At 72.8% G+C, this 25,333-nt stretch carries 28 protein-coding genes; 19 read left to right on the top strand and 9 right to left on the bottom strand.

The annotated features are described in order from the left end of the window. Position 1 precedes the first annotated feature (1 nt). Both sufU and J2N69_RS07965 read left to right on the top strand, forming a co-directional pair. The gene (gene sufU / locus J2N69_RS07970) at positions 2–475 is read left to right on the top strand and encodes a Fe-S cluster assembly sulfur transfer protein SufU (protein ID WP_230900110.1); all 474 of its coding nucleotides are present in this window, start codon (positions 2–4) and stop codon (positions 473–475) included. After that, positions 472–807, top strand: coding sequence for a metal-sulfur cluster assembly factor (locus J2N69_RS07965; RefSeq protein ID WP_127910322.1), 336 nt, complete (start codon positions 472–474; stop codon positions 805–807). The genes sufU and J2N69_RS07965 overlap by 4 nt, the downstream gene beginning before the upstream one ends. A gap of 100 nt (positions 808–907) precedes the next feature. Here J2N69_RS07965 and J2N69_RS07960 read toward each other — a convergent pair whose 3' ends face one another. Both J2N69_RS07960 and J2N69_RS07955 read right to left on the bottom strand, forming a co-directional pair. Next, on the bottom strand, positions 908–1,144 hold the full coding sequence (locus tag J2N69_RS07960; protein ID WP_230900109.1) for a hypothetical protein: 237 nt from the start codon (positions 1,142–1,144) through the stop codon (positions 908–910). Between the two features lies 1 nt (position 1,145). Beyond that, on the bottom strand, positions 1,146–2,339 hold the full coding sequence (locus J2N69_RS07955) for a DUF7847 domain-containing protein (RefSeq protein WP_230900108.1): 1,194 nt from the start codon (positions 2,337–2,339) through the stop codon (positions 1,146–1,148). Positions 2,340–2,453: 114 nt separating this feature from the next. Here J2N69_RS07955 and J2N69_RS07950 point away from each other — a divergent pair, with 114 nt between their 5' ends. From J2N69_RS07950 to J2N69_RS07885, 14 genes are all read left to right on the top strand, one after another. Further along, positions 2,454–2,774, top strand: a complete 321-nt coding sequence (locus tag J2N69_RS07950) for a DMT family transporter (protein WP_230900107.1) — start codon at positions 2,454–2,456, stop codon at positions 2,772–2,774. After that, a complete protein-coding gene (locus J2N69_RS07945) occupies positions 2,774–3,331 on the top strand; it encodes a TetR/AcrR family transcriptional regulator (RefSeq protein WP_230900106.1) in 558 nt (185 codons plus the stop codon). Before J2N69_RS07950 ends, J2N69_RS07945 begins: the two co-directional genes overlap by 1 nt. Positions 3,332–3,453: 122 nt before the next feature. Beyond that, positions 3,454–4,443, top strand: a complete 990-nt coding sequence (dapD, locus tag J2N69_RS07940) for a 2,3,4,5-tetrahydropyridine-2,6-dicarboxylate N-succinyltransferase (protein WP_230900105.1) — start codon at positions 3,454–3,456, stop codon at positions 4,441–4,443. A 126-nt stretch (positions 4,444–4,569) separates the two neighbouring features. Continuing rightward, the gene (locus J2N69_RS07935) at positions 4,570–5,103 is read left to right on the top strand and encodes a hypothetical protein (RefSeq protein WP_230900104.1); all 534 of its coding nucleotides are present in this window, start codon (positions 4,570–4,572) and stop codon (positions 5,101–5,103) included. Between the two features lie 136 nt (positions 5,104–5,239). Continuing rightward, positions 5,240–5,800 carry a SigE family RNA polymerase sigma factor gene (locus J2N69_RS07930; RefSeq protein ID WP_230904629.1) on the top strand — a complete coding sequence of 187 codons (561 nt, stop codon included), beginning with the start codon at positions 5,240–5,242 and terminating at the stop codon, positions 5,798–5,800. After that, positions 5,797–7,023 (top strand): WD40 repeat domain-containing protein, encoded by a 1,227-nt coding sequence (locus tag J2N69_RS07925; RefSeq protein WP_230900103.1) that lies wholly within the window; start codon positions 5,797–5,799, stop codon positions 7,021–7,023. The genes J2N69_RS07930 and J2N69_RS07925 overlap by 4 nt, the downstream gene beginning before the upstream one ends. A 130-nt stretch (positions 7,024–7,153) precedes the next feature. After that, a complete protein-coding gene (locus tag J2N69_RS07920; RefSeq protein ID WP_230900102.1) occupies positions 7,154–7,315 on the top strand; it encodes a hypothetical protein in 162 nt (53 codons plus the stop codon). Next, positions 7,312–7,977, top strand: coding sequence for a hypothetical protein (locus J2N69_RS07915; protein WP_230900101.1), 666 nt, complete (start codon positions 7,312–7,314; stop codon positions 7,975–7,977). The genes J2N69_RS07920 and J2N69_RS07915 overlap by 4 nt, the downstream gene beginning before the upstream one ends. Positions 7,978–8,029: 52 nt before the next feature. Next, positions 8,030–8,470, top strand: a complete 441-nt coding sequence (locus J2N69_RS07910) for a phage holin family protein (RefSeq protein ID WP_392720920.1) — start codon at positions 8,030–8,032, stop codon at positions 8,468–8,470. Further along, positions 8,467–9,171, top strand: a complete 705-nt coding sequence (locus J2N69_RS07905) for a DUF3618 domain-containing protein (RefSeq protein WP_230900100.1) — start codon at positions 8,467–8,469, stop codon at positions 9,169–9,171. The genes J2N69_RS07910 and J2N69_RS07905 overlap by 4 nt, the downstream gene beginning before the upstream one ends. After that, entirely contained in the window at positions 9,168–9,434 is a 267-nt protein-coding gene (locus J2N69_RS07900) for a DUF4235 domain-containing protein (RefSeq protein WP_127910330.1), read from the top strand. The genes J2N69_RS07905 and J2N69_RS07900 overlap by 4 nt, the downstream gene beginning before the upstream one ends. A gap of 193 nt (positions 9,435–9,627) precedes the next feature. After that, complete coding sequence (locus tag J2N69_RS07895; RefSeq protein ID WP_230900099.1) at positions 9,628–10,437, top strand: SGNH/GDSL hydrolase family protein; 810 nt, start codon at positions 9,628–9,630, stop codon at positions 10,435–10,437. A gap of 113 nt (positions 10,438–10,550) precedes the next feature. Beyond that, complete coding sequence (locus tag J2N69_RS07890) at positions 10,551–11,324, top strand: antibiotic biosynthesis monooxygenase (RefSeq protein WP_230900098.1); 774 nt, start codon at positions 10,551–10,553, stop codon at positions 11,322–11,324. 72 nt (positions 11,325–11,396) lie between these two features. Then, complete coding sequence (locus J2N69_RS07885) at positions 11,397–12,167, top strand: SRPBCC family protein (RefSeq protein ID WP_230900097.1); 771 nt, start codon at positions 11,397–11,399, stop codon at positions 12,165–12,167. A gap of 25 nt (positions 12,168–12,192) precedes the next feature. Here J2N69_RS07885 and J2N69_RS07880 read toward each other — a convergent pair whose 3' ends face one another. Next, positions 12,193–14,031, bottom strand: a complete 1,839-nt coding sequence (locus tag J2N69_RS07880; RefSeq protein ID WP_230900096.1) for an endonuclease/exonuclease/phosphatase family protein — start codon at positions 14,029–14,031, stop codon at positions 12,193–12,195. 258 nt (positions 14,032–14,289) lie between these two features. Between J2N69_RS07880 and J2N69_RS07875 the strand changes: the two genes are divergently transcribed. Further along, on the top strand, positions 14,290–15,753 hold the full coding sequence (locus J2N69_RS07875) for a hypothetical protein (protein ID WP_230900095.1): 1,464 nt from the start codon (positions 14,290–14,292) through the stop codon (positions 15,751–15,753). Between the two features lie 821 nt (positions 15,754–16,574). Further along, on the top strand, positions 16,575–18,035 hold the full coding sequence (locus tag J2N69_RS07870) for an alkaline phosphatase PhoX (RefSeq protein WP_230900094.1): 1,461 nt from the start codon (positions 16,575–16,577) through the stop codon (positions 18,033–18,035). A gap of 11 nt (positions 18,036–18,046) precedes the next feature. On the opposite strand, the gene J2N69_RS07865 is transcribed toward J2N69_RS07870, so the two are convergent. Further along, on the bottom strand, positions 18,047–19,060 hold the full coding sequence (locus J2N69_RS07865; protein WP_230900093.1) for a serine/threonine-protein kinase: 1,014 nt from the start codon (positions 19,058–19,060) through the stop codon (positions 18,047–18,049). Positions 19,061–19,498: 438 nt separating this feature from the next. On the opposite strand from J2N69_RS07865, the gene J2N69_RS07860 reads away from it, so the two are divergent. Beyond that, positions 19,499–19,726 (top strand): CarD family transcriptional regulator, encoded by a 228-nt coding sequence (locus J2N69_RS07860; protein WP_030784272.1) that lies wholly within the window; start codon positions 19,499–19,501, stop codon positions 19,724–19,726. 80 nt (positions 19,727–19,806) lie between these two features. Here the strand turns inward: J2N69_RS07860 and J2N69_RS07855 are convergent, their stop codons facing one another. From J2N69_RS07855 to J2N69_RS07835, 5 genes are all read right to left on the bottom strand, one after another. Next, a complete protein-coding gene (locus J2N69_RS07855; RefSeq protein ID WP_230904628.1) occupies positions 19,807–21,048 on the bottom strand; it encodes a TerD family protein in 1,242 nt (413 codons plus the stop codon). A 93-nt stretch (positions 21,049–21,141) separates the two neighbouring features. Beyond that, positions 21,142–22,131: a zinc-dependent alcohol dehydrogenase family protein gene (locus J2N69_RS07850; RefSeq protein ID WP_230900092.1), complete on the bottom strand. Its 990-nt coding sequence runs from the start codon at positions 22,129–22,131 to the stop codon at positions 21,142–21,144. Further along, positions 22,128–22,967 (bottom strand): carbohydrate ABC transporter permease, encoded by an 840-nt coding sequence (locus J2N69_RS07845; protein WP_230900091.1) that lies wholly within the window; start codon positions 22,965–22,967, stop codon positions 22,128–22,130. Before J2N69_RS07845 ends, J2N69_RS07850 begins: the two co-directional genes overlap by 4 nt. After that, positions 22,964–23,923, bottom strand: a complete 960-nt coding sequence (locus J2N69_RS07840; protein WP_230900090.1) for a carbohydrate ABC transporter permease — start codon at positions 23,921–23,923, stop codon at positions 22,964–22,966. Before J2N69_RS07840 ends, J2N69_RS07845 begins: the two co-directional genes overlap by 4 nt. Beyond that, complete coding sequence (locus J2N69_RS07835) at positions 23,920–25,284, bottom strand: ABC transporter substrate-binding protein (RefSeq protein ID WP_230900089.1); 1,365 nt, start codon at positions 25,282–25,284, stop codon at positions 23,920–23,922. Before J2N69_RS07835 ends, J2N69_RS07840 begins: the two co-directional genes overlap by 4 nt. Between the last annotated feature and the right edge of the window lie 49 nt (positions 25,285–25,333).

Here is a 25,333-nt window from a genome sequence, read left to right as displayed (position 1 = left end):
CGTGAAGCTGGATTCGATGTACCAGGAAGTCATCCTGGACCACTACAAGCACCCGCACGGTCGTGGTCTGCGTGATGGCGACGCCGAGGTGCACCACGTCAACCCGACGTGCGGGGACGAGATCACCCTGCGCGTCAAGTACGACGGGTCGACGATCGCCGACGTGTCGTACGAGGGCCAGGGCTGCTCCATCAGCCAGGCCAGCGCGTCCGTCCTGAACGACCTCCTGGTCGGCAAGGAGCTGGCCGAGGCGCAGAAGATCCAGGAAGTCTTCCTGGAGCTGATGCAGTCCAAGGGCAGGCTGGAGCCGGACGACGCCATGGAGGAGGTCCTGGAGGACGCGGTCGCGTTCGCCGGGGTCTCCAAGTACCCGGCGCGCGTCAAGTGCGCGCTGCTGAGCTGGATGGCGTGGAAGGACGCGACGGCCCAGGCACTGGGCGAGACCGACGGCGCCGCTGAAAGGAAGACGGCATGAGCGAGAACGAGACCCTGACGAAGCCCGCTTCGGAGGAAGAGGTCCGCGAGGCGCTGTACGACGTCGTCGACCCCGAGCTGGGCATCGACGTCGTCAACCTCGGCCTGATCTACGGCATCCACGTCGACGACGCGAACATCGCCACGATCGACATGACGCTGACGTCCGCGGCCTGCCCGCTGACCGACGTCATCGAGGACCAGGCGAAGTCCGCGACGGACGGCATCGTCAACGAGCTGCGGATCAACTGGGTCTGGATGCCGCCGTGGGGCCCGGACAAGATCACGGACGAGGGGCGCGAGCAGCTGCGGGCGCTCGGGTTCAACGTCTGAGCCGGGCAGCTCCGCGATGTGACGGTACGGCTGCTGTGCGCGAAGCCCCCTGGAGGACTCTCCGGGGGGCTTCGTCGTGCCGTCGCGGCGTTCCGTGTCCTCAGCCGTGGCGGCAGGTGCAGGCGCAGGTGCAGGTGCGGCGCGCGGCATCGGCCATGGCGTCCGGGAAACCCTGGAGGGCCGCCAGGAGCGCTTCGAGCCGTGCCACGCGAGCGGCGAGCCGGGTGGTGCGGTCCCCGGCGTACTGGAGGGCGTAGAGCGCCTCCAGCCGGTGCGTCAGCGCCCTGACTTCGGCCGCCCGCTCGCGCGCCGCCTCCCGCGCGGAGGAGTCCTCCATGTCACCGCCGCTCCGAGGAAGCCTCCGCCAGGGTGTGCGCCAGGCCCTCCTTGCGGATGCGGCGGTCGATGTAGAGGAGGGCGGTCACCAGGGGGAGGAAGACCGCGGCCGTCAGCTGGGTGAGGAGGGCGCCGAGCAGGGTGACGAGCGCGTACAGGCTTGTCTGCGAGCGCAGTTGGTCGGCCATCGCGTCGGACGCGGAGGTGTCCGGGGTGACCGCGGGCGGCTCCGGTGCGGCGAACTGCAGGGGCAGTTGGTACGCGAGGTACACGATCATCGCCATCGCGCCGGCGAGCAGCGAGATGCCGAACGTGCGCCACCAGGCGCCCCGGACCAGGCGGACCGAGCGGCGCAGCGCGGTGAGCGGGCCCGCCGATTCGAGGACGGCGGCCGCGGGGGCGAAGGCGAAGAGGACGTACAGCCAGGCCGCCAGCGGGAGCACCACGAGCAGCGCCAGGAAGATCAGGCCGAACGGGATCACCCACTGCGTCAGGAGCAGGAGGAAGAGCGAGAGGAAGAGCAGGGCCAGGAGCCCCAGCGGCACCATCAGGATCAGCGCGAGCAGCAGCGTCACGGCCGCCACCGCCGGGGTCCGCGACCAGGCCCGGCGCGTCACCGCGCGGACGGTGGTGGGGCGGCCCAGTACCGCCTCGTGCAGGGTCGCCGCGGTCGTGGCCTGCACGAACGAGTTGACGACGAGCGCGCCGACCATGCCCGCCGCCCAGACGACGCCGTACGCGACGAACAGCGGCCTGCCGTGCTCCCACGAGAACTCCGCCCCGTCCGCCGACAGGGCCGCGTAGTGGTCCCGGGTGACGGCGTACGCGACGCCGAGCGCGGCCCCCAGGACGACGGCGTACACGGCGTACGCGGCGAGGGCGGCACCGAACAGCGGCTTGGCGTAGCGCCGCATCGTGGCGAAGGCGCCGCCGAGGATGTGGTCGAGGCCGAGCGGGGCGAGGGGTATGACCCCCGGCTTCGGCGGAGGCGGAGGCGGCGGGCCCCAGGGGGCCTGGTGCCCCCAGCCGTAGGGCGGCGGGGGCGGGTACTGCGGTGCTCCGTAGTGGGGTGCTCCGTAAGGGGGTGCTCCCTGCTGCGGGCTGCCGTGCCCCGGTCCTGCCTGCGGGTCCTGCGGGCCGTGTGCGCCCTGCGGACCCTGCGAACCCTGAGGTCCCCACCCCGGTGTATCCGGCATCTGCTCTCGCGCTCCATGGTGTGTCGTGCGCCCTGTGGCCCCCCACAGAGATCGCGTCACCTTAGCCCGCCGCGTTGCGTACGGCCGTACGCAACGATATGTACACTCGTACGCATGGGATACGCACTGCTGGCCGCGGCCATCGCGGCGGAAGTGGCCGGCACCACGGCCATGAAGTACAGCGAGGGGTTCAGCAAGCTGTGGCCCTCACTCATCACCGTCGTCGGTTACGCGCTCGCCTTCACGCTGCTCGCGCAGACGCTCAAGACGCTCTCCATCGGCACCGCCTACGCGATCTGGGCGGGCATCGGCACCGCCGCCGTCGCCGCGATCGGGATGCTGTTCATGGGCGAACCGGCCGGGCTGCTCAAGATCACCGGCATCGCGCTCGTCATCGCGGGCGTCGTCGTGCTCAACCTCGGCGGGGCGCACTGATGCCCCGTCGCTACGACCCCGAGCGCCGCCAGCGGATCATCGACGCCGCGATCCGCGTGGTCGGCGCCAAGGGGATCGCCGGGCTCAGCCACCGCTCGGTCGCCGCCGAGGCCGACGTGCCGCTCGGTTCCACGACGTACCACTTCAAGACGCTCGACGAGCTGCTGGTCGCCGCGCTGCGGCAGAGCAACGAGGGGTTCGCGAAGGTGATGGCGGCGGGCGGCGCCTTCGAGGACCCGGACGCCGACATCGCGGCGGAGCTGGCCCGGCTCCTCGGCGAGTGGTTCGCGGGGGAGCGGGCCGGCCTTGAGCTGGAGTACGAGCTGTATCTCGCCGCCCTGCGCAGGCCCGCGCTGCGTCCCGTCGCCGCCGAGTGGTGCCAGGGGCTCACCGAGGTCCTGATGCCCCGCACCGATCCGGTCACCGCGCGCGCCCTCGTCGCCCTGATGGACGGGATCAGCCTGGAGGTGCTGCTCACGGGCGGCGAGTACGACGAGGCGTACGCGCGCGAGGTCCTCGGCCGGCTCCTTGCGCGCGCGGGCGACCGGGGCGCGTGATGCCGGCCGCCGGCAGGGGCGCGCCGGGGCGGACCCATGAGCCGCCCGCTGTCGGGGCCGTGCGCGGCCCGGACCCTGAGACCGGTTCGCCCGCGCGCCGTGCCTCCGGTTAGGTTTCACCCATGACCGACACGAACGCACCCCGCACCACCGGCGCCATCGCCGCAGGCCTCGCCACCGTCGCCGCCGACGGCACCGTCCTCGACACCTGGTTCCCCGCGCCCGAGCTCGTCGCCGAAGCGGGCCCCGCGGGCTCCGAGCGGCTGTCCGCCGAGCGCGCCGTGGAGCTGCTCGGCGAGGGTGCCGCCAAGGCGATCGGCCCGGACGCCCGCCGGGGCGTGGAGATCATCGCCGTACGTACGGTCATCGCCTCCCTCGACGACAAGCCGATGGACGCCCACGACGTCTACCTGCGCCTGCACCTGCTCTCGCACCGCCTGGTCCAGCCGCACGGCGTGAACCTCGACGGCCAGTTCGGCTTCCTCGCCAACGTCGCGTGGACCTCGCTCGGCCCGGTCGCCGTCGACGACGTCGAGAAGGTCCGGCTCAACGCCCGCGCCGAGGGCCTGCACCTGGCGGTGACGTCCGTCGACAAGTTCCCCCGCATGACCGACTACGTCGTGCCGAAGGGCGTCCGCATCGCCGACGCCGACCGCGTCCGCCTCGGCGCGCACCTCGCCGAGGGCACCACGGTCATGCACGAGGGCTTCGTCAACTTCAACGCGGGCACGCTCGGCACCTCCATGGTCGAGGGCCGCATCTCCGCCGGTGTCGTCGTCGGTGACGGCTCGGACATCGGCGGCGGCGCCTCCACGATGGGCACCCTGTCGGGCGGCGGCAACGTCCGCATCGTCATCGGCGAGCGCTGCCTGGTCGGCGCCGAGGCGGGCGTCGGCATCGCGCTGGGCGACGAGTGCGTCGTCGAGGCGGGCCTGTACGTCACCGCCGGTACGCGCGTCACCATGCCCGACGGCCAGATCGTCAAGGCCCGCGAACTCTCCGGCGCCTCGAACATCCTCTTCCGCCGCAACTCGGTGACGGGCACCGTCGAGGCCCGCCCGAACAACGCGGTCTGGGGCGGCCTCAACGAAATCCTGCACAGCCACAACTGACCATCGCAGGGAACGACAAACAGGGGGAGCGTCATGCGCGGAAGCGTCATGCGGAGAACGGGAATCCGGGCCGTGGCCCTGGGGGCCGCGACAGTGATCGGTCTGGTCGCCGGGTGTGGTCAGAGCGTGGGTCAGCCTCGCGGGGAGGGGCACGCCGCGGCGCGGGAGATGAGCCACGCCGCGGCCGGTGACCACAGTCACCGGCTGCGCAAGAGCGACATCCCCTGGAGCGGACACGGCCCCAACCCGTTCAACGCGCAGGTCAAGCTCGCCGACGGGCGGCGCGTCGCCATGCACTACATGAGCGGCAAGGGGCTCTTCGTGCAGGACTACAGCCCCCGGGCCAGAGGCTGGTCCAAGCCCGCCGTGGTCTACAAGACGAGGACCGACGCCTGCCAGGGCATCGGGCTCAAGGCCAAGGACGGCACCGTCGCGGCCTTCGGGGACTTCGCCCGGTGGTGCGCGGACGGCGAACCGCCCATGGAGTCCGTCGCCGCCGTGGCCACGGGATCGCTGACCAAGTGGGACAAGCACCTCACGAGGAACTTCGACGGCTGGGAGAAGATCGCCGTCGCGCCCGGCGGCAAGAAGGTCACGTTCAGCCGGGGCGGCAAGACGCTGCGCTGGACCAAGGCGGCGGGCTTCCCCGCCGCCGGCTGAACAACCGCTCCACCCAAAGCGGCCACCCTCCGGGGCGGCCGCTTTTTTCTGTCCCGGTCAGCAGGCATAGCGGGGGGCCTCCGGACCCGTCCTCCTCCATGCGGGGGCAACAGGCCCCCAGGGAGTGAAGGTGACGATGGATGTCCAGGGGCAGGCGAGTTTCCGGGAGTTCGTGGAGACGAGATCGTCGGCGCTGCTGAAGACCGCCGTGCTGCTCAGCGGGGGCGACCGGCACGCCGGGGAGGACCTGCTGCAGAACGCGCTCGTCAAGGCGGCGGGGCGGTGGCAGCGGATCGACGAGCCGGAGGCGTACGTACGACGGATCCTTTACCGGCAGCAGGTCAGCCGCTGGCGGCTGAAGTGGCCGCGACGCGAACAGGCCGTCGCCGAGCCGCCGGAGCGCGCCACGCCCGGCGACGGCACCTCGGCGGCGGAGCTGCGCGTCGTGATGCGCGGGGCGCTCGCCAGACTCACCACGCGGCAGCGGACCGTGCTCGTCCTGCGCTACTTCGAGGACCTGCCGGAGGCGGAGGTGGCCGCCATCCTGGGCTGCTCCGTCGGCACCGTGCGCAGCACGACACACCGCTCACTGGCCCGGCTGCGGAGCCTCGCGCCCGAGCTGGCGCGGCTCGATGGACCGGACGACCGGCCCACGAGCGCTTCCCCCGACTTCTCGCCGATGGAGGTACGACCGTGAAGGTGGCAGATCTGGTCCGTGAGTCGCTGCGGGAGCAGGCGGACCAAGAGGGGCCCGTGCCGGGGGACTTCGCAGGCCGGGTGCTGGCCGTGCGCAGGCGGCGCAGGGCCCGGACGATGGCGGGCGCCTCCCTCGCGGTGGTGACGGCCACCGTCGTGGCGGTGGCGGCACCGGGCCTCGGCCGGGACTCCGTGGACGACGGGCCGCGCCCGGCCAGTGAGCTGCGGAGCGGCGACGTCCTCGCACACCCCGGCCAGACACCGCCCCGCGAGCTGATCGCCGCGGGCGACACCGCGCTGGCCGCCTACAGCACGAACAAACGTGTCAAGCAGCCCGACGGCGACGCCGTCGTCACCCGCACCTACCGGCTCCTCGACCAGAAGACCGGCACCTACCGCGAGGCGCCCCGCTGGTCCTGGCTCGACGTCGCGCCCGGGATGCGGACCGCCGCCGTCCTGGAGCGCGGCCTGCCCGCGAAGCGGATCGGCCTGCTGAACCTGATGACGGGCAAGGTCGAGCGCTGGATCCCGGTGGACCACGGGGTGGGAGGCGTCGAGTTCTCGCCCGACGGCAGGAAGCTCGTCGCGACGACGTACGCGAAGGACCCGGACCGGCTGGACAAGGACCGGCCGATGAGCGACGGGAAGCACGAGGAGCCGGGCCCCGCCGACCCGAGTAGGACCGGCTTCTACGTCCTTGACGTGGCTTCCGGGGAGGGGAGTTGGAGCAAGGTGAAAACCAGGACCGGCGGGATCGGCATCGCGGACATCAACGCCCGCCAGGACTTCGCCTTCAGCCATGACGGCTCCCTGGTCTACACGGGCCTCACCTCCGCGCCGCACCAGCAGTACTACGACTTCGAGGGCCGCGAGCGGAGCACCCCCGCGAAGGAGAAGCATCTGCGCTGGTTCGTCGACGGCGGGCTCTCCCCGAACGGAAAACTCGCCGCCGGTGACTTCGCGGGCGGCGCCAAGACCACCGCGTCCGAGATCATCGACCCCCTCACCGGCAAGCGCGTCGCCAAGATCCCCGGCCAGCAGCTGCTCGCCTGGGCCGACAACAAGCGGCTCATCGCCTGGGACATCGCGCCCGGCACGAGCGAATATCGCAACCGGCTCGTCCTCGTCACCATCGGGAGCGAGAAGACGGTCCCGCTCAGCGGCTACCGCTCGTCCAAGGCGGACTCGGCCGGACGCTGGCAACCGGTCTTCGCCGAACGGTAGGCGGCGCGGCTTGATTTCCGGTCAGGCGGGCGCAGGCACTGCAGGCACTAGTGCCAACTCGCCCTCCTATGGGTCACCATGGGGGGCAGTGGGTCCCCAATGGCGGAACAGCTGTTCCCTAGGAGGCGTCATGAGGCTCGGCAAAGCACTCGCCACCGGAATCGCCGAAGAGCAGCCGCGGCACGAGGAACCGGCGCGGCAGCAGTACGAGACGACCGTGCCGGAACCCGGCCCGCAGGCCGCTGAGCCGGCGGCGGAGCCCCGGCCGGTCGAGGCCGCCGTAGGCCGATGAGGCTGCGGCTCCCCGAGGAACGCCCGACGGAGCCGCCGACCGGATACAAGATCGCCCGCCCGGTGCTGTCCCACGACGGCACCCGGGCCGCTTTCACCGGCGTCTCCCTCGGCGCGGGACTGCCGTACGCGGTGCTCGACGAGGCGCGCTGCGTCTACGGCAGACGGCACAGCGCCCCCAGCCGCCGCTGCGACTGCGGCTTCCACTGCGTGCACGAGCGTGCCACCGCCGAGGGGCTGCTGTGCACCGCCGAGCACCGGGGGGCGGTGCTCCTCGAAGTGACGGTGCTCGGCGCGTACATCCGCTTCGAGCGCGGCTTCCGGTACGCCAGACAGCGGGTGCGCGAGGCGACCGTGCCGCCGTGCGACTGCGGTGGCGCCGCCACGCTCCTCGCCGACGCCGGGTGGGGCAGGCCGGGCTGGCGGGCCCTCGAACCGGCGTGCGGGCGGTGCCGGGGGGCGCGACAGGCGGTGTCCGTCGTGGAGTTCGCGCGGCTTGCGGGGGAGGGGCTGCGGGTCGTCACGCCGGTCCCGCCCGCTGCCGGAGGCGGGCCCCTGGCGCTCGGCATGCCCGAACTGATGGCCGAGGCCGCACTCCTCCAGGCGCGCCTCGACTGGTTCCAGGCGGAGCTGGCCCGGCTGACCGGGGATCAACGGGGATAGCGCGGCCTCGCGCGGGTACCCGGTCCTTCCAGCCAGAAGGGAGGCGGCACCCGTGACCGGGACCATGCACGAGCAGACGACACGCGACCACGCGCAGGACCGCGACAGCCCGCAGCACTCGGTGGGGCAGCTCGTCGAGCGGGCCACCGCGCAGTTGTCGGACCTCGTACGTCAGGAAATGCGGCTCGCCGCCCGGGAGATGGCCGCCAAGAGCAAGCGCGCGGGCCGTGGCGGCGGGCTCCTCGGGGCGGCCGGCGCGGTCGCGTACATCGGACTCATGGCGCTCGCGGCCACGGCGATCGCGGCGCTCTCCCTCGCCCTGCCCGTCTGGGCGGCCGCCCTCATCGTCACGGGTGTTCTCTTCGCCGTGGCAGGGGTCCTGGCCGTGATGGGGCGCGGGCAACTGGCCCGTGCGGTACCGCCCGTGCCGCAGGAGGCCATCGAGAGCGTCCGGGCGGACGTCGAGGAGATCAAGGGAAGGGCGCACCGATGACGGACACCCCGAAGAGCCCGAAAGGCTCGAACGGCGGCGAGAACGCGAGCAGTTCGAAGACCGCGGGCGTGAAGGGGCTGGACGAACTGCGCCGGCAGATCGAGGAGACCCGCGGGCGGCTGGGCGAGACCGTGGAGGAACTCGCGGCGAAGGCGGACGTGAAGTCCCGCGCGAAGGACAAGGCCGAAGCGGTGAAGAGTCAAGTACGTGGAACGGCGGCACAGGTGAAGGACAAGGTGACGGAGCAGGCGGCCCGCGCGAAGGGCAAGGCGGCGGACGAGGCGGGCCACGCGAAGGAAGCGGCCGCCGTGAGCACGGCACAGACGAAGGAGAAGGCCATCGAAGGCGCGGCGCAGGTCAAGGGCAAGGCCATCGAGGGTGCCGCCCTGGCCAAGGGCAAGGCCATCGAAGGCGCCGCACAGGTGAAGGGCAAGGCCATCGAGGGCGCCGCCCTGGCCAAGGGGGCCGTGCTCGGCGCGAAGGCGCGCGCGGAGGAGCACCAGGCCGTGGCCCAGGCCGGGGAGAAGGTCACCGAGGTGGCGCGGCGCGTGCAGGAGAACGCGCCGGAGCCGGTACGGGCCGTCGCGACCGGCGTCGCGCGGGCCACCAGCCGGCGCCCCGGGGCGTTCGTCGCGGCAGGGGCGGGCGCGCTGCTCGCGTTCGTGGTGCTGCGCGGCCGGAAGCGGGGTGGCCGCCGATGACCAAGGCCACGATGCTCTACAAGCCGCTCGGCATGGCCTTCGGCATGCTCGGCGGTATGGCCGCGAGCGCCCTGTTCAACCGCACGTGGAAGATGGTGGCGGGCGAGGACGACGCCCCGGACGCCCACGACGAGGACCGCGCCTGGCGCGAGATCCTCGCCGCGGCCGCGCTCCAGGGCGCGATCTTCGCCGTGGTCAAGGCCGCGGTGCAACGCGGCGGCGCGGTCGGCGTCCGCCGGGTGACGGGGCAGTGGCCGGACTGACGGGACGACATCGGCGGTGGCGGGCGGCTCCGCGGCGCTGAGGCCGGGCCCCCTGGCCCCGGCCCCGCCGAGCCGCCCGCCGCCGTCTCGCATGATCGGCCGCTCGGGGACGGTGGCGGCCACCCTTCCCCGAGCCGTTTCCCGCCGGAGACGCCGCGTTGACGACGTCAGGTGCCCGGAGGAAGCTCGGCCCATGACCACCACGCAGCACCATCCGTACGCACGCTACGTCGCGCTCGGCGACAGCCAGACGGAGGGCCTCGGGGACGGTGACGAGACGCGCGGCTACCGCGGCTGGGCCGACCGGCTCGCCGAGATCCTCGCCGCGGTGAACCCCGACCTGATGTACGCCAACCTCGCCGTGCGCGGCCGGCGCACGGCCCGGATCAAGGCGGAGCAGCTCGGCCCGGCGCTCGCGATGAAGCCGGACCTGGTCACCGTCATGGCGGGCATGAACGACCTGGTGCGGCCGGGCGGCTTCGACGCCGCCCGCGTCGCCGCCGACATCGAGGAGATGTTCACCGAACTCACCGCGGCGGGCGCGCACGTGGCCACCGTGACCTTCCCGGACATCGGGCGGATCTCCCCGCTCGCGCGGCGCGCGCTGCCCCGCGTCCTGGACCTGAACGCCCGCATCCGCGCCGCCGCGGACCGGCACGGCGTGACGGTGCTCGACACCTTCCCGCACCGGGTCACCAGCGACCCGCGGCTGTGGTGCGGCGACCGCATGCACGCCAGCCCGCTGGGCCACGCCAGGATCGCCGCCGGGATGGCCGACGCCCTCGGCCTGCCCGGTCACGAGGGCTGGCTGGCCACGCTGCCGCCGCTCGCCCCGGTGTCGGTGTGGGGCGAGGTGACGGCGCAGGCGCGGTGGTGCACCGGGTTCATGGGCCCGTGGCTGTGGCGGCGGGTGCGGGGCCGCTCCTCGGGCGACGGCCGGGAGGCGAAGCGTCCCCTCCTCGGCGCGGTGACCGTACCGGATCACGATCACGAGCCGATATGACTTGACCTGAACCATGGTTGAGGTCCGAACGTGGGGTGTGCACGGAGCCGGTCCCACGCCGGCCCCGGGAACGACCCGCACTCACGTGCGCCACCAAGGACGGATGGACAGCCATGCCCACGAACACGAACACCAACACGACCACGGCTACGCACGCGGTCCCGACCCTGAGCACCGGTACCCACCCCGACCCCGCCCGCCCCGGCGCGGGCCTCACCTTCCTCAGCACCTGGGGCACGGGCACCCCCGAACGGCAGCGGGCCACCCTCGACGCCATCGCGCGGGCCTGGCAGAGCCGCCCCTGGCCGCACGAGGGGCTCCTGTCGTACGCGGTGTACGCGGGCTCCGACGGCTCGACGCTCCTGCACCGCTCCCAGTGGCGGGACGAGCAGGCGCACCAGGACTTCTTCGCGAGCGCGGGGAACGGCAGGGACGCGCGCAACGCCGACATCGACGCCGCCGTGCCCGGCGTCCAGCGCCTCGGCCTCGCCAAGACGCGGCTGTACCGCAGCTGGACCGCAGGCGCGGACCGGCGCACGGACCGCGAGCCCGGCGCCGTCGTGATCGTGGACGTCCGCTTCGACAGCGCCGACGACAGCCCGCGCGCCTGGGTCGACACCGTGCTGGCCGCCCTGGACAGCGACCCGGTGCGGGACCAGGGGCTGATCTCCGCCCACTTCCACGTCAGCACGGACGGCAGGCAGGTCCTCAACTACGCGGAATGGGACAGCGAGCAGGCCCACATCGACGCGCTCGCCGCCGCCGGCGACGGCGTGGGATCGCCGACGCCCGAGTGGCGGCGCGTACGCGAGTTCCCCGGCGTCACGAGCGGCGGCTCCATCGCCCGGTACCGGTTCGCGTACAGCTTCGTACCGGGTCGTGCGTAGATTCGCGGTGTCCTGCCGCCGACAGCTCCGCGGTGCCTGGACAGCGGCAGGTGTCGGCGGGACGGTGGGGAGATGCTGGACGTCCCCGCGCCAGGCCCCGCCGGCGGCGGCAAGCGCTTCGAGATAGCCCGGGAGTTCGAGGTCGAGGGCGCCCCCGCCGAGGTCTGGGCCGCCCTGACCACCGGCACCGGCGGCTGGCTGTGGCCCATGAAGTACGAGCCCCGCGAGGGCGGCGCGGCCCCCTTCGGCGGCACCGTCACCCGCTGGGAGCCGCCGCACCGCCTCACCGCCCGCGTCCAGGGCACGGGCCGCGGTCCCGGTCAGCTCCCCGACCGGCTCGACCAACTCGACCACACGATAGAGCCGCGCCACGGCGGCCGACGCTCATGGCTGCGCTACGTCCAGCGGGGCACCTTCGCCGACGACTGGGAACGCCGGTACGACGACGCCGTCAGGCACACCGACTTCCACCTGCACACCCTGCGCCAGTACCTGGCGTACTTCGCGGGCCGCCCCGCCGTCTTCTCCGCGCTCAACGGCCCGCCCGCGTCGGCCGCCCCGGACGCCTTCGTCCGCCTCGCCCGCGCCCTCGGCCTGCCCGACGACGCGGCCGACGGCGCGCGGGTCCGCGTGGAGGCGCCCGGCGAGGAGCTGGACGCCGTGATCGACTTCCGCAGCCGGTACTTCATCGGCCTGCGCACGGACGACGCCCTGCACCGCTTCTTCGGCCGCAACCACTCCGGTGCCCCGGTGCGCGTCAGCGTGCACGACTTCGGCCCGCAGGCGGACACCAAACGCACCGAACTGGCCTGGCAGGACTGGCTGCACCACCTCTACGGGTGAGCCGTCCCCGCCCGGCCCGTCCCGGTCACGGCTTGAAGCGCAGCACCTGCGGGTCGTGATCGCTGTTCTGCTCCGTGAACTCCGCGTTGATGTGCACGCTGTCGTAGGAGAAGTCGTCCTCGTCGCCGACCCCCGGGCTGGTCAGGATCTGGTCGAGGACCTGCGAGTTGCCCTGGTAGACGTACGAGTAACGCTCGCTCTTGGGCAGCGACTTGACGGCCGGGTACAGGGCGCCGCCGTCCTGGAGGGCCTTGGTGGTCGCCGAGAACTCGAAGTCGTTGATGTCGCCGAGCACGACGACGTCCGCGTCGCGCTGGACCGCGCGGATGTCCTTCACGAAGCCGTTCACGGCCTGCGCCTGCTTGAGCCGCTGGGCCTCGGAGGAACGCACCGGCGGCTGGTGGTGCGAGGTGAGCCCCTCGTCGCCGCCCTTGGACCCGAAGTGGTTGGCGATGACGAAGACCGTGCGGCCCCGGAAGACGAACTCGCCGGCCAGCGGCTTGCGGCTGTTGGCCCACGCCGCGTTCTGCGGGTCGATCCGACCGGGGGAGTGGCTCAGCGCGGCACGCTTGCCGGAGCGCACGACCTCGGTGGCCGTCGTCGCGTCGCCGCCCGCGCGCTCGGTGAAGGAGACGCGCTTGGGGTTGAAGAGGAAGACCTGGCGGATGTTGCCGCCGGGCTCGCCGCCGTCCTTGTTGTTCACCGGGTCGATGGTGCGCCACGCGTAGCGAGGCCCGCCCGCCGCCACGATCGCGTCCGTGAACTTCTGCAGCGTCGCGCCCGCCGAGACCGTGCCGTCGTTCTTCGCGCCGTTGTCGTCCTGGATCTCCTCCAGGGCGAGGATGTCGGGCGAGGCGAGGTTGGTCACGACCGCCCCGGCCAGCGCGTCGAACTTCTCCTGCGGGTCGGTCGGGTCGAGGTTCTCCACGTTGTACGTGGCCACCGCCAGCTCACGCTGGGCCTGGCGCCGCGTCTTCTCCCGTACGAGACCCTTGTCGCGGACCTCGCCCAGCTCGCGGGCGACGAGGGTGTAACCGCCGAACTGGTTGAAGTCCAGGGGCCCTTCGGCGCCGCCCTTCAGGACGTCGCCGACGTTCGCCTTCGGGAAGGGGCGCTCGGAGACCGGCGCGAGCTGCTGGATCTGGAGCCGCCCGCCGTTCTGCGCGTCGTAGGAGCCGTAGACGGTGCCGCCGCGCCGGTTGCGGTTCTCGCGCGGCTTCACCGTCACCCACAGCTCGTGGTACGCGTCGGTCGCCCCGACCACGCGCGAACTGCCGACGCGCACGTTCATGCCCTCCAGGGACTCGTACAGGTCCAGGGCGTACGTACGGGGCTTCAGCGGCAGGCCGTTGACGCTGCCGTCCTGCGCGGGGTCACCGGCGGGCGCGTACCGTGCGGGCACCGACTTCGCGTCGATCCGGACCGGCGCGGGCAGGGCGTTGCCGGACGACTCGACGGTCACCGTCGGCCCGGTGATCTGCGTGAGGGACTGGTTGCCGGACTTCGTGCCCCCGGGCACGTACTCCCCGACCGTTCCGGAGACCCGGACCGCGTCGCCGGGCTTGACGGTGAGCGCGGCCGAGCCGGTGTAGACGAAGACGCCCTCGCTGGTGGCCGGGTCGCCGTCCGCCTCCGTGTCCTGTATCCAGAACCCCTTGGAGCCGTGGCCGCGGACGCCGGTCACGATGCCGCGGACGTCCGTCACCCGCTGCCCGGCCAGCGGCGAGAGCCGGGTCGTGCCCTGGATGTCGTGGACGCGGACCTCGTCGGCCGAGGCGGCGGGCGAGGAGACGGCGAGCAGACCCGCCGCGAGGGCGGTGGCGGTGGCGGCGCTGACGACGGTGGATCTCGGTATGCGGGGCATCAGGGAACTCCGGATGAGGGAAGTGAGGGCCGGGAGGGAAGAGGGCGACAGCAGGGGACGGCAGCCGTCCCGAACGAGCGCTCTACGCGCGTCAATCTCGTGTGTGACCAGGGGAGTTGTCAAGGCTGCCCGGGTGCCCGTTCTCTGTACGTCTCCTGACAGGGACATGAACCGGGCGGCATGGGGCCAAATCCGTCTAGGCTTGCGCCTTGCCGACCCGTACCCTCGGCGCCCGCACCCCCGGAGGAGAACCCGTCGATGTCCGTAAGCCCCGCCACCCTGCCGCCGGTGCTGCTGCACTCCGAAGCGGAGCTCGCGCGGGCCGCGCTCGCCACACCGCTGCTCTCCCGCGCCGTGCGGCTCGCCCGCTGGGCCGGCCCCGACACCAGGGTCGGCGCGGGCGGTGAGCTGGTCGAGGCGCAGCTTCCGGCGGCCGCCGCCGAGCTGGGCCTCGCGGCGGACGACCCCGACGCGGCGGCCCACGCGAGCGAGGCCTGGCGCATCGCCGTCGACACCGGCCTGGTCGAGGTCACGGACGCCGAGGAAGAAGGCGGCGAGGGCACCGTCACCCAGGGCGAAGAACTGGCACTGCTCTCCTCCGGCGGCCCGCAGGACGTCCTCGGCCTCTGGCTCGGCGCCCTCGACACGGTGTACGCCGACGCCACCGTGCCCGACATGGAGGGCCTCCTCGACGTCCTGGAGGAGAACGGCGAGGTCGACTTCGGCGAGCTGGGCTGGGACCCGCAGGCCGAGGCCGACTTCCTGGACGGCGTCCTCGGCAACCTCTACCTGCTCACCGTGGGCGACGCCGCGGGAGGCGGGGGCCCGGTGCCGCTGCCCGCGCTCGCCGCCTCGATGATCGTCCCCGACGACATGGGCGAACCCACGGACGACGTCCTGGAGCAGGTGTCGGACGCGATGATGAAGCTCGACGACCAGTTCCGCCTCTTCGAACCGCTCGGCCTGGTCGAGTACCAGCCGGTCGACGAGGCCCTCATGGCGGAGATCGACGACAGCGACGCCGCCGTGGCCGAGCCCGAGCCGCTCGACGACGAGGACGTCACCCGCTACGGCATGGTGCGGCTCACCCCGCTCGGCCTCTACGGCATCCGGGCCCGCATGCTGGAGGCCGGCGTCGACGCGCCCGCCGTCGGCGAACTCGCCGACAAGGGCGCGGACGTCCTCCTGGAGGGCACCTCCGGCTTCCCGCAGGCGGCCGCGCAGGCCGAGATCGAGCAGTGGCTCGCCCGGCACCAACCGCTGGACGCGGCGCGGGAGTTGCTGGCCGCGGCGCGCGGCGGCGACGAGGGCGCGCCGCTGCGCAGGCTCCGCTGCCAGCAGGCGCTGTCCCTGGTCGGCGGCGAGGCGGAGCCCGCGCTGCGGGAGGTCCTCGACGATCCGGAGCTGGGCGGGCTCGCCCGGGTGTGGCTCGCCGAGCACGGCGCCGCCGACGTTCCCGCGCCCTCGGAGGCGCTCGTCTTCTGGCTGACCATCGACACGCTCGCCGCGCAGCTCGCCGCCGAGGGCAACTCCGACGAGCTGCAAGGCCTCGTCGAGGGCCTCGCCCAGCAGCACAGCGGTTTCTTCGCCACGGCGTGGCGCGTGGAGCACCCCGCCACGGCGGACGTCCTGGAGGCGATGGGGCGGCTGCACCCCGACAAGAAGGTGGCGAAGGAGGCCCGAAAGGCGGCCTTCAAGGCGAGGTCGCAGCAGGGGGTGTGACCGGGCGGGGCATCTGGTGAGCGGGGGGTGCCTCGCTCACACCGGGGGCGGTCATGGCTGCGGGTGCACCGGGGGGTGGTCGGGGCCTCGGCCCATCGGGGGCAGGGTTGCGGGTGCACCGGGGGCGGTCAGGGCTTGGGGCCCACCGGGGGGCGGTCAGGCTCACGGGACCACCGGAGGGTCGGTCAGGTCCTCGGCCCACCGGGGGCAGGGGTGCGGGTTCCCCAGCGCACGGTCAGGGCCGCGGGCCCACCTGGCGGGGGCAAGGCCCCGGGTTCACCGGCGCGGCGGTCAGGGCCCCGGGCCCACCGGAGGGCGGTCGGGCTCTCGGACCCACCGGAGGGGCGGTCAGGGCGCCTCGGGCCTACGGGGGAAGGGTCTCGGGCTGACCGGAGGGGCGGTCAGGTTTTCGGGTTCTCCGGAGGGCCGGTCAGAGCCTCGGGCCTACGGGGGCAGGGTCTCGGGTTTACCGGAGCGGCGGTCAAGGCAGGTCCTCGGGCTCACTCGGGGGCCAGAGTCGCGGGTTCCCCGACGGGCAGTCAGGGCTTCGGGCCCACCCGGCGAGGCAAGGCCTCGGGCCCACCCGGGCAGCAAGGCCCCGGGACCACCAGCGCGGCGGTCCGGGCCTCTGGCCCACCCGGGCGGCAAGGCCCCGGGCCCACCAGCGCGGCGGTCCGGGCCCCCGGCCCAGGGCCGTCAGGTTCACGGAAGGTGGCCCTTCGGCGTCGGGCGGTGTTCAACCGGTGTTCAGGCGGGGGCGGGACGGTTTCGCCGACGGCAGCCCGGTCGTACGTATCCGCCTTCGCGCCTCAGGAGACACCATGTCGCTCACCCGCAGGGACTTCACCAGACGCTCCGCGATCTCCGGGGCGGGGATCGCCCTGGCGGGCAGCGTCGGCGCGCTCGCCACCGCGCCCGGCGCGCTGGCCGCCACGGAGACCGACGACATCGAGGCGGGCCCGGGCACCGACGCGCGGGGCCACGGACACCACGCTCCCGGCTACGGCCCACTGGTCCCCGACCCGAAGGGCCTGCTGGCCCTGCCCGCCGGGTTCTCGTACCGCGTCCTGACCCACAGCGGGAAGACGAGGCTGGAGAGCGGCGAGTACACCCCGTCCAACCACGACGGCACCGCCGCCTTCGCGGGCCCGCGCGGGACCACCCTGCTCGTCAACAACCACGAACTGAGCGGCCCCCGCACCAAGTGGAAGCACCCCGTCCCGCTCACCGAGGGACTCGTCTACGACCCGGCCGCGTCCGGCGGCTGCACCGTCGTCGAGGTCCGCCGCGACGGCCACGTCGCCGAGTGGGTCGGCATCGCGGGCACCGCCACCAACTGTGCCGGTGGCAGCACCCCCTGGGGCACCTGGCTGACCTGCGAGGAGACCGAGGACAAGGCCGGCCAGAACGGCATGACCAAGGACCACGGCTACGTCTTCGAGGTCGACCCCCTGGACCGCCGGGCCAACCGCGCCCCCCACCCCATCAAGGCGCTGGGCCGCTACGCCCATGAGGCCGTCGTCGTCGACCCGAGGCGCGGCCACCTCTACCTCACCGAGGACGCCGCCAAGCCCAACGGCCTCCTCTACCGCTGGACCCCGCCGCCCGGCTTCGAACACGGTCGCGGCAGGCTGCGCACCCTCGCCGACGACGCGGGCGTCCTGAAGGCGCCCAAGTGCTTCGACTCCGGCGGCCGCTTCGTCGACGACCTGTCCCGCGCCACCAAGATCGGCACGGTGTACGGCGTGGACTGGGTGGAGGTGCCCGACCGCGACGCGCGGACGGTGCCGGTGCGCCAACAGTTCGACGACGGCGACATCACGCGCGCCCGCAAACTCGAAGGCATGTGGTGGGGCGACGGCGGCGTCTACATCGTGTCCTCCTACGCCCGCGCCGAGAGCCCCGCCCAGCACGACGGACAGGTGTGGTTCTACCACCCCGGCCGCCGCACCCTCACCCTGAAGGTCCTGCTCGGCGTCAACCCCGACCCGGACCGGGGCGGCGCCCTGGACGGCCCCGACAACATCACCGTGTCGCCGTACGGCGGCCTGGTCGTCGCGGAGGACGGCGACGGCGTCCAGCACCTGTTCGGCGCGACGGAGCGCGGCCGTACGTACCCCATCGCGCGCAACGAACTCAACATCGGTACAGCGGACGACCCGCAGTACAGCGAGTTCGCGGGCGTCACCTTCTCGCCCGACGGCCGGACGCTCTACGCGAGCATCCAGTCGCCCGGCATCCTGCTGGCGATCACCGGCCCGTGGCGGCGCCAGCGCCGCTGACCGGCCCGTGGTCACCGCCAGGGGATACGGGGGTCCCTCGGGGCGGCGGCGGGAACGGTCGGCTGCTCCCGCTGGGCGGTGCCGAGGGCGCCGAGGATGCCGAGGCCGGCCGCCGCGGCGTACGGATCACCGGTGTCGGTGGCCTCCGCGCCCTCCGCCGCCCACGCCAGCAGCTCCGCGACCTCCTCCTCCTGTACGCGGATCAGGTCGGCGACCGGCTCCGTCTCCCACCACGGCGGCGTGACCGCCCGGCCCGCGCACCAGGCCAGCGTCTCCGCGACCGACGGGCGCTGTGCCGGGTCGCGGGTCAGGCAGCGGCCGATGAACCAGGGCCAGGCGGCGCCCGGCACGCCGAGCAGGTCCGGTTCCTCGTGCAGCGTGCGGGAGAGGACCTCGGGCCCGCGCCCCGAACCGAACGGGCCGCGTCCGGTCGCCGCCACCGCGAGGACCGCGCCGAGCGCGAAGACATCGGCGGCGGGACAGGGCCGGGCATCGCCCGCCAGCAGCTCGGGGGCGACGAAGCCGGGCGAGCCGAGGGCCCGGCCGTCCGCCGCGCGGCTCTCGGCGGACACGGGCTTCGCGACGCCGAAGCCGAGAAGCTTCGGCCCGTCACGGGTGACGACGACGTTCGACGGCTTGACGTCACGGTGCGGAACGCCCGCCGCGTGCACGCCCGCGAGGGCCTCGGCGAGCGCCGCGCCCAGCGCGCCCAGCTCGGCGTCGTCTAGCGGCCCGTGGGTGGCCACCGCTTCGGGGAGGCCGGGACCGGCGCAGAACTCGATCGCCACCCAGGGCTCCTCCGCGTCCGGGCCGGCGTCGAGCACGGCGGCCGCGTACCGGCCGGTCACGGCGCGCCCCGCGGCCGCCTCGCGCCGGAAGCGCTCACGGAACGCCTGGTCGGCCGCGAGACGCGCGGGGACCGTCCGGACGACGACCGGCCGCCCGGACGCGGACCGCGCGAGGTGGACACGGCCCAAGCGGCTCTCGGCGAGCAGCGAAACGATCCGGTACCCGCCGACGTCCACGGGTGCTCCTTCCAGCGGGCCCCGGCGGGACCCTTTCGGTGCCGGGACGATCTTCCGGCCTGTCTGTCGGTCTCTGCGACGCGTGGGAGGCATCGTACGGTTGCGGCCACCGGCGCCCCGGCGCCCCGGCGCCCCGGCGCCCCGGCGGGCCGGGGCGGCCTCGGCGGCGGCTGCCTCGTACGAGTGAAGAGGCAGGGCGTGATCTTCGGCACCGCGCAGGCGCCATGGGAAGCCTGCCCGCGGCCTCGTCGGCCCGAACCGCGACGACACGGTGTCGCCGAGGGGGTACGGACCGTCAGTGGGTGCCCCATTCGAGGTGCTTCGGCCCCTTCTGGCGGCCGTCCGCGGCGGAACTTGTGTGTCTGTTCCATACCGATGTGAGGGCGGTGTGAGCTCGGAGCATGGTGCGTCGGGCGTCCGGGGGCGCATACTTCGAATATGACGAGGCCCGCCGGCTCGCGCCGCCACCTGCCGAACAGTCCCTTCAACGTGCCCGCTCCGCCCGCTCCACCCGTAGAGCAGTTCGCCGTGGGCGACCGGGTCTCCCACGACCAGTACGGCCTCGGGAGGATCGTCGGCGTCGAGGGAGAGGACGCGGTCGTCATCGACTTCGCGGGCCGTCAGGGGCGGTTCCTGAGCCCCTACCCGAAGCTGGCCAAGCTCTGACGACTCCGAAGACCTGAACCGACGCACGTGAGGGGCGGCGGGCCGCGACACGCGGCCCGCCGCCCCTCACCTGTCCGCGCCTACAGCGCCTGGGCCGCGGGCTTCACCATGCCGCGCACCGTGCGCGACTTGACGAACTGGCCCATGCCGGTCATCTCCCACTCGCCGCTGAACTGCTTGATCAGCTTGGCCATCATGACGCCGGTCTGCGCCTCGGCGTTGGTCAGGTCGAAGCGGACCAGCTCCTCGCCGCTCGCCGCGTCCATCAGGCGGCAGTACGCCTTGGCGACCTCCGTGAACTTCTGGCCGGAGAAGGAGTTCACCGTGAAGACCAGGCCCGTGACGTCCTGGGGGAGACGGCCGAGGTCGACGACGATCACCTCGTCGTCACCGCCGCCCTCGCCCGTGAGGTTGTCGCCGGAGTGCTTGATCGCGCCGTTCACGATCGAGAGCTTGCCGAAATAGCAGCTGTCGACGTGGTTGCGGTTCGGGCCGTAGGCGATGACGGAGGCGTCCAGGTCGATGTCCTTGCCGCGGAACGCGGGCTCCCAGCCGAGGCCCATCTTGACCTGGGAGAGCAGCGGCTTGCCGCCCTTGACCAGGGACACCGTCTGGTTCTTCTGGAGGCTGACCCGGCCCTTGTCCAGGTTGATCTTCCCGGCGCCGGGGGCGGGCGCGGCGGGGGCGGGCGCGGCGGGGGCCGGGGGAGCGGCGGGCGCGGCCTGGCGCGGGTCGGCGACCGGCGGGGGCGGGCCCTGGACCGGCTGCCCCACCGGGGGAGCCATCGGGGCGGCGGGCGCCGCAGGCGCGGCGGCCGGGGCCGGGGCGGGCTCCTCGACCGAGACGCCGAAGTCCGTGGCGATGCCCGCGAGGCCGTTCGCATACCCCTGGCCGACCGCGCGGGCCTTCCACGCGCCGTTGCGCAGATAGATCTCGACGATCACCAGGGCCGTCTCGGTGCCGAGCTGCGGCGGGGTGAACGTGGCGAGCACGGAGCCGGTGTCCGCGTCACGGATGGTGGCGGTGGGCTCGATGCCCTGGAAGCTCTGGCCCGCCGCGTCCGGGCTCGCGGTCACGACGATCTTCTCGATGCCGGCCGGCACGGCGGTCGTGTCCACGGTGATCTTGTCGGGGGTCGTGCCACCGCCCGACTGATACGTCACACCGGGCCCCGAGGGCTGGTTGAAGAAGATGAAGTCGTCGTCGGAGCGCACCTTGCCGTCGGCGGTGAGCAGCAGGCCCGATACGTCGAGCCGCACCGGAGCGGCGACGTCCACCGCCACGCGGGCGGCGGTCAGGGGGATGTTCGAGCCGGGGGTCATAGCTGTCATGCCAGGGGTAACGAACGGCCCCGCTTTGCCGTTCCCTTACCTGCCCGAGGTTTTTCCGGCGTCACCCGTGCGCCGCGGACCGGTTCACGGCACGACGACGATCTTGCGGCCCACCCCCGAGGCGAACTGGTCCAGGGCCCGCGGGTAGTCGTCCAGCGGCAGCCGGTCGCTGATGAACACCTCCGGGTCGAGCACCCCCGCCGCGAACAGCTCGGCCGCCCGCTCATAGCTGTGCAGGACGGCCATCGAACCGGTGATGGTGATCTCCTGGTTGTAGACGCGGTACGGATCGATCGTGACGCGCGTGGCGTAGTCGGCGACGCCGAACTGGAGGAACGTGCCCGCCTTGGCGACCCGGTCCAGGCCGTCCTGGATGGCGGCCGCGTTGCCCGTCGCGTCGATCACGACGTCCCAGCCGCCCGGCCGGTCCAGTTCGTCGGCGCCGGCCGCCGACGCCGAGACACCGAGCCGCCGCGCCGTCGCCAGCCGCTGGGGGTTGAGGTCGACCACGTCGACGCTCGCCGCGCCGGTCCGCTTGGCCAGCTCCAGCATCATCAGGCCCATCGTCCCGGAGCCGTAGATCAGCACATGCGCGCCGAGCCGCGAGCGCAGCACGTCGTAGCCGCGCACCGCGCAGGACAGCGGCTCGATGAGGGCCGCGTCCTGAGTGCGTACGTGATCGGGCAGGCGTACGCAGTTCGCGGCGGGCGCCACGGCGTACTGGGCGGCGCCGCCCGCCGTCGTCACCCCGATGGCGGCCCACCGCTCGCACAGGTTGCCCCGCCCGGCCCGGCAGTAGCGGCACTCGTGGCAGTGCAGCGAGGGGTCCACGGCGACCCGGTCACCGGTCGCCAGTTCGCGCACGTCACGGCCGAGGGCGACGACGGTGCCGGCGAACTCGTGGCCGGGCACCACCGGCAGCGTCGGCGCGAACTCGCCCTGGCGGATGTGCAGGTCGGTGCCGCACAGGCCGCACGCGGCGACCTCCACGACGACCTCGCGGGGCCCCGGCGTCGGGTCGGGCACCTCACCGACGACGACCTTGCCCACCGACTCGACGATCGCGGCCTTCATTTCACGGCTCCCAACGACAGGCCCTGGACCAGCTTGTCCTGGGCGGCGAACCCCGCGGCGAGCACCGGCAGGGAGATCACGAGCGACGCGGCGCACACCTTCGCCAGGAACAGGCCCTGGCTGGTGATGAAGCCGGTCAGGAAGACGGGCGCGGTCTGGGCGACGACGCCCGTGAGCACCCGCGCGAAGAGCAGTTCGTTCCAGCTGAAGATGAAGCAGATCAGGCAGGTCGCGGCGATGCCCGGCAGCGCGATGGGCGCCACCACGCGCGCGAGGACGGTGGGCAGCCGCGCCCCGTCGATCTGCGCGGCCTCGATGACCGCCTTCGGCACCTCGGCGAGGAAGGACTGCATCATCCACACGGCGATCGGCAGGTTCATCGAGGTGTAGAGGATGACGAGCAGCCAGATGTTGTCCAGCAGGCCGGTGTTCCTGGCGAAGAGGTAGAGCGGGAGCAGGCCCGCCACCACCGGCAGCATCTTCGTGGACAGGAAGAAGAAGAGCACGTCCGTCCACTTCCTCACCGGCCTGATGGACAGCGCGTACGCGGCGGGCAGGGCCAGCACCAGCACGCACAGGGTCGAGACGAGCGAGGCCACGGTCGAGTTGACGAGCGGGGGCCAGGGGCTCGCGCCGCCGCCCGCGCCGAAGAACTCGCGGTAGCCGTCGAGGGTGAGGGAGGCGGCGAGCGAGGGCGGGTTGGTGGCGGCGTCCTCCTCCGAGTGGAAGGAGGTCAGCGTCATCCAGGCGATGGGCAGGAAGAACAGGATGCCGGCGAGCCAGGCGGCCAGACCGAGACCGGCACCCTTGGCGCCTTTGGCGCGTACGTCGCTCATGCGCGGGAGGCCTCCTCACGGAACAGGGACGACACGACCCGCAGCGCGAAGGTCGCGATGACGAGCGAGCCGATGACGACGAGCACGCCGGCCGCGGAGGCCAGGCCGTTCTCGTGCGCCTGGTAGAAGCTCTGGTAGACGGTGTAGGGCAGGTTCGCCGTGCCGAGGCCGCCCGACGTGAGCGTGAAGACGGCGTCGAAGTTCTGCACGATGTAGATCGAGCCGAGCAGCGCGCCCAGTTCGAGGTAGCGGCGCAGGTGCGGCAGGGTCAGGTGGCGGAAGACCTGCCAGTCCCCGGCGCCGTCCATGCGGGCCGCCTCGATCAGCTGTGGGTCACGGCTCTGCAGCCCCGCGAGTAGGATCAGCATCATGAAGGGCGTCCACTGCCACACCAGGGAGGCCGCGACGGCCGGCAGCGGGGCGTTGGAGATCCAGTCGGGCTGGGCCGCGCCGTCCCCGCCGATCCAGCGCAGGAGGCCGTTGAAGAGGCCGTACTCGGGGTTGTAGAGCACGTGCTTCCACAGCAGCGCGGCGGCCACCGGCACCAGCAGGAACGGTGCGATCAGGAGCGTGCGCACGATCCCGCGCCCCTTGAACCGCCGGTCGAGGAGCAGCGCGAGGACGAGTCCGAGGACCAGGCTCGTCAGGACGACGGAGGCCGTGAGCAGGATCGTGGTCAGGACCGACGCGCGCAGGTCGGGGTCGCTGAGGACCTCCGAGTAGTTGGCGAACCAGGTGAAGCGGCGGGCGTCGGGGTAGAGGGCGTTCCAGTCGAAGAAGGAGATCACCAGCGTGGCCACGAACGGCAGCTGGGTCACGGTGATCATGAAGATCAGGGCGGGCAGCAGCGGCGCCCTGGTGGCCCAGGCGCGCAGCCGGCCGGAGGTTGCGGGTGCCTTGGCGGCGGGCACGCGCGCGTGGCCGACGGGGGCGGTGCTGGGGGCGGTGGCGGTCATCGTCCCTCGTACTCCTCGGAGATCTTCTCGGCGAGCCGCTGGGACTTCTCCAGGGCCGTGGTGACGGACTGGCGTCCGGCGATGGCCGCGCTGATCTCCTGGGAGACCTTGGTGCCGAGGTCGGTGAACTCGGGGATGCCGACGAACTGGATGCCGGGCGCGGGCCGGGGCTGCACGCCCGGGTCGCGGGGCCTTGCGCCCTCGATGGCGGCGCGGGTGACGTCCTGGAAGGCGGCGGCTTCCTTGCGGTAGGCGGGGTTCGCGTAGGTCGAGGCGCGCTTGCCCGCGGGGACGTTCGACCAGCCGGCCTTCTCGCCGACGAGCCTCTCGTACTCCTTGCCGGAGGCCCAGGAGATGAACTTCCAGGCCTTGTCCGGGTTCCGGGAGGTCTTCTGCATGCCCCAGGCCCAGGTGTAGAGCCACCCGGAGTTCTCCGTCCGCACCACCGGGGCGGGCACATAGCCGATCTTGCCCTTGACCGGGGACGTGGCGGACTCCAGGGAACCGGCGGCGGCCGTCGCGTCGTACCACATGGCCGTCTTGCCCTGGGTGAGGTTGTTGAGGCACTCCGCGTAACCGGACTGGGCGGCACCGGACTGGCCGTGTTCGCGCACGAGGTCTACGTAGAAGCGAGTTGCCTTTTCGAACTCGGGGGCCTCCAGGCGCGCCGTCCAGTCCTTGTCGAACCACGTGCCCCCGAAGGTGTTCACCACGGTCGTCAGCGGCGCCATCACCTCGCCCCAGCCGGGCAGGCCGCGCAGGCAGATGCCCTTCATCCCCGGCTCCGCGCCGTCCACCCGGGCGGCGAGCTTCGCCACCTGCGGCCAGGTGGGGCGCTCGGGCATGGTCAGGCCCGCCTTCTTGAAGACGTCCTTGCGGTACATCAGGAAGGACGACTCTCCGTAGAAGGGTTGTCCGTAGAGCTTGCCGTCCTCCCCGGTGAGGGACTGGCGCATGGGCGGCAGGATGTCCTTCTCGTCGTACGCGGTGTCCTTGCGCGCGTACGAGCCGACCTCGTGCAGCCAGCCGTTCCTGGCGTAGATCGGTATCTCGTAGTTGCTGAGCGTCGCGACGTCGTACTGGCCCGCCTGGTTGGCGAAGTCCTGGCTGATCTTGTCGCGGACGTCGTTCTCGGGCAGGACGGTGAAGTTCACCTTGATGCCCGTCTCCTCGGTGAAGTGGGCGGCGGTGAGCTTGCGCAGCTGCAGCATCTGCGGGTTGTTCACCATGAGGACGTTCAGGGAGTCGCCGGAACCGGTCCCGCCCGCACCGGCCCAGCAGCCGGTGAGCAGCGGGGCGAGCAGCGTCCCTGCGGCGGCCGCGGCGAGCGCGCGCGGCCTCCGTCGGCTCGGGGTTCGCATGAAGTGCTCCTGGATGTGGAGGGGGACGATTGCGGATGTTCCGGACGCA

Origin of the sequence: Streptomyces huasconensis (assembly GCF_021028635.1) — a bacterium.
In the GTDB taxonomy this organism is placed as follows: domain Bacteria; phylum Actinomycetota; class Actinomycetes; order Streptomycetales; family Streptomycetaceae; genus Streptomyces; species Streptomyces huasconensis.
The sequence above is the reverse complement of the archived record's forward strand: the minus strand, read 5'-3'. Positions and strand labels throughout refer to the sequence as shown.

Bases quoted from the DNA above. Each gene is read 5' to 3' on its own strand.
- J2N69_RS07965 (WP_127910322.1), top strand. From the start codon at position 472: ATGAGCGAGAACGAGACCCTGACGAAGCCCGCTTCGGAGGAAGAGGTC.
- J2N69_RS07960 (WP_230900109.1), bottom strand. From the start codon at position 1,144: ATGGAGGACTCCTCCGCGCGGGAGGCGGCGCGCGAGCGGGCGGCCGAA.
- J2N69_RS07955 (WP_230900108.1), bottom strand. From the start codon at position 2,339: ATGCCGGATACACCGGGGTGGGGACCTCAGGGTTCGCAGGGTCCGCAG.
- J2N69_RS07950 (WP_230900107.1), top strand. From the start codon at position 2,454: ATGGGATACGCACTGCTGGCCGCGGCCATCGCGGCGGAAGTGGCCGGC.
- J2N69_RS07945 (WP_230900106.1), top strand. From the start codon at position 2,774: ATGCCCCGTCGCTACGACCCCGAGCGCCGCCAGCGGATCATCGACGCC.
- dapD (WP_230900105.1), top strand. From the start codon at position 3,454: ATGACCGACACGAACGCACCCCGCACCACCGGCGCCATCGCCGCAGGC.
- J2N69_RS07930 (WP_230904629.1), top strand. From the start codon at position 5,240: ATGGATGTCCAGGGGCAGGCGAGTTTCCGGGAGTTCGTGGAGACGAGA.
- J2N69_RS07920 (WP_230900102.1), top strand. From the start codon at position 7,154: ATGAGGCTCGGCAAAGCACTCGCCACCGGAATCGCCGAAGAGCAGCCG.
- J2N69_RS07915 (WP_230900101.1), top strand. From the start codon at position 7,312: ATGAGGCTGCGGCTCCCCGAGGAACGCCCGACGGAGCCGCCGACCGGA.
- J2N69_RS07905 (WP_230900100.1), top strand. From the start codon at position 8,467: ATGACGGACACCCCGAAGAGCCCGAAAGGCTCGAACGGCGGCGAGAAC.
- J2N69_RS07900 (WP_127910330.1), top strand. From the start codon at position 9,168: ATGACCAAGGCCACGATGCTCTACAAGCCGCTCGGCATGGCCTTCGGC.
- J2N69_RS07895 (WP_230900099.1), top strand. From the start codon at position 9,628: ATGACCACCACGCAGCACCATCCGTACGCACGCTACGTCGCGCTCGGC.
- J2N69_RS07890 (WP_230900098.1), top strand. From the start codon at position 10,551: ATGCCCACGAACACGAACACCAACACGACCACGGCTACGCACGCGGTC.
- J2N69_RS07885 (WP_230900097.1), top strand. From the start codon at position 11,397: ATGCTGGACGTCCCCGCGCCAGGCCCCGCCGGCGGCGGCAAGCGCTTC.
- J2N69_RS07880 (WP_230900096.1), bottom strand. From the start codon at position 14,031: ATGCCCCGCATACCGAGATCCACCGTCGTCAGCGCCGCCACCGCCACC.
- J2N69_RS07875 (WP_230900095.1), top strand. From the start codon at position 14,290: ATGTCCGTAAGCCCCGCCACCCTGCCGCCGGTGCTGCTGCACTCCGAA.
- J2N69_RS07870 (WP_230900094.1), top strand. From the start codon at position 16,575: ATGTCGCTCACCCGCAGGGACTTCACCAGACGCTCCGCGATCTCCGGG.
- J2N69_RS07860 (WP_030784272.1), top strand. From the start codon at position 19,499: ATGACGAGGCCCGCCGGCTCGCGCCGCCACCTGCCGAACAGTCCCTTC.
- J2N69_RS07855 (WP_230904628.1), bottom strand. From the start codon at position 21,048: ATGACCCCCGGCTCGAACATCCCCCTGACCGCCGCCCGCGTGGCGGTG.
- J2N69_RS07850 (WP_230900092.1), bottom strand. From the start codon at position 22,131: ATGAAGGCCGCGATCGTCGAGTCGGTGGGCAAGGTCGTCGTCGGTGAG.
- J2N69_RS07845 (WP_230900091.1), bottom strand. From the start codon at position 22,967: ATGAGCGACGTACGCGCCAAAGGCGCCAAGGGTGCCGGTCTCGGTCTG.
- J2N69_RS07840 (WP_230900090.1), bottom strand. From the start codon at position 23,923: ATGACCGCCACCGCCCCCAGCACCGCCCCCGTCGGCCACGCGCGCGTG.
- J2N69_RS07835 (WP_230900089.1), bottom strand. From the start codon at position 25,284: ATGCGAACCCCGAGCCGACGGAGGCCGCGCGCGCTCGCCGCGGCCGCC.